Source organism: Streptomyces hainanensis (assembly GCF_004348415.1).
Taxonomy (GTDB): Bacteria; Actinomycetota; Actinomycetes; order Streptomycetales; family Streptomycetaceae; genus Streptomyces; species Streptomyces hainanensis.
In genome coordinates, this window is sequence record NZ_SMKI01000809.1 from 1 (window position 1) to 1527 (window position 1527).

General features: G+C 74.4%; 1 protein-coding gene and 2 pseudogenes. All 3 read right to left on the reverse strand.

Annotated elements, in window-relative coordinates:
- Positions 1 to 371: pseudogene (locus E1283_RS36100) on the reverse strand (hypothetical protein); the annotation flags it as partial.
- 106 nt (positions 372 to 477) lie between these two features.
- Positions 478 to 1191, reverse strand: coding sequence for a M50 family metallopeptidase (locus E1283_RS36105; protein WP_132822378.1), 714 nt, complete (start codon positions 1189 to 1191; stop codon positions 478 to 480).
- A gap of 63 nt (positions 1192 to 1254) precedes the next feature.
- Positions 1255 to 1527: pseudogene (locus E1283_RS37870) on the reverse strand (hypothetical protein); the annotation flags it as partial.

Here is a 1527-nt window from a genome sequence, read left to right on the forward strand (position 1 = left end):
CCCGGCTCGTCGACATCCCCTCCGTCAGCGGCACCGAGCGGCCGCTCGCCGACGCGGTGGAGGCCGCGCTGCGGGGTGGCCGGGATGATCCGCCAGGACTCGCCGCCGCCCTCCTGCGGCCCGGAGACCGGGGAGCTGGACGAGACCGTCTCCTCGATACCAATGCCCAGCGCGCGCAGCCCGTCCGCCATCAGCAGCGTGTCCCGGGACCGCAGCGGGCGACGCAGCCAGCCGGGGTCGGCGGCCAGCGCGGCGAGGATCAGTGCCCGGTTGGTGACCGACTTGGATCCGGGCACGGTGACGGTCGCGTCGATCGCGCCGTCGGCGAACGGCGCGGGCCAGAGAGCGGGGCTGTGGCTGTGGTCGGTCATGGCCCTCACTTTAGTGTGCGGCGCCCGCCGGAACCCGGCCGACGGGGGCTTCTCCCGGCGGGCGTCAAAAGTCGTCGGGAGCGCGGCGGAAGCGCGTTCAGCGGTGTCAGAGGGCGAGGAGCCAGCGTCCGCCACCGGTGAGCGAGGTCAGCGCGACGGCGTGGAACAGCAGCAGCCACATGAGCGGGGGCACGCTGGTGAGCCGGGAGAGCTGGTCGGCGTCGGAGTCCCCGGCCTGCCCGCGCCGGCGCTTGGCCTGGAGCTCGAAGACCGGGCGCACGCCCCCCAGGAGCAGGAACCACACCACCAGGTAGGCGAAGGCCGCCTGCACGTCGGGCTCGGTGAGCCAGGAGACCAGCAGGAAGGCGGCCGAGGTGACGAGGACGGTGAGCACGCCGTAGGCGTTGCGGACCATCACCAGCAGCGCGAGCAGCAGCGCGGTGGCGCCCCAGAGCAGGGCGGTGATGCGACCGGCGGAGAGCAGCGCCGCGCCGGCGAGCCCCAGCAGCGAGGGGGCGGTGTAGCCGGCGGCGGCCGTGAGGATCATGCCGATCCCGGTGGGCTTGCCACGGGAGACGGTCAGGCCCGAGGTGTCGGAGTGCAGGCGTATGCCCTGCAGTCGGCGGCCGGTGAGCAGCGCCACCAGGCCGTGTCCGCCCTCGTGGGCGATGGTGATGGTGTTGCGCGACCAGCGCCACACCCCGTACGGGACGACCGCCACCAGGGCGACGACGGCCGTGCCGACTATCAGCCACAGCTCGGGTTCCGGCTGCGTGCCGGTGACGCGGTCCCAGAGCTCGTTGATGTCTGCGATGTCCATGATCCCCCGCGGGTCGGGCTTGCTCGGCCGGGCTCCGATCCTATAGAGACGGCCGGACCGGGCTCAGGGCTCGTCGCCCTGGGCGTTCTGGGCGCCCTGAACGCCCTGGGTCGCGGACGGGGAGGGGGTCGCCTGGCGGCCGCCCGAGCCAGCAGAGCCGCCCGAGCCGCCCTGCTGGCCCTGCCCGTCCTGACCACCGGCCGACGCGGGGGTGCCGGCGCCGTTCCCGTCCTCGTCCTGGCCCTGGTCGTCCTCGTCGGACAGGGTGGTCGGGGGCTGCCCGGACCCCGGCTCGCCCTGGCCCTCGCCCTGGTCCTCCCCCTGGTCGTCCTCCGC

Coding starts and splice junctions, on each gene's coding strand:
- E1283_RS36105 (WP_132822378.1), bottom strand. CDS start 1,191: ATGGACATCGCAGACATCAACGAGCTCTGGGACCGCGTCACCGGCACG.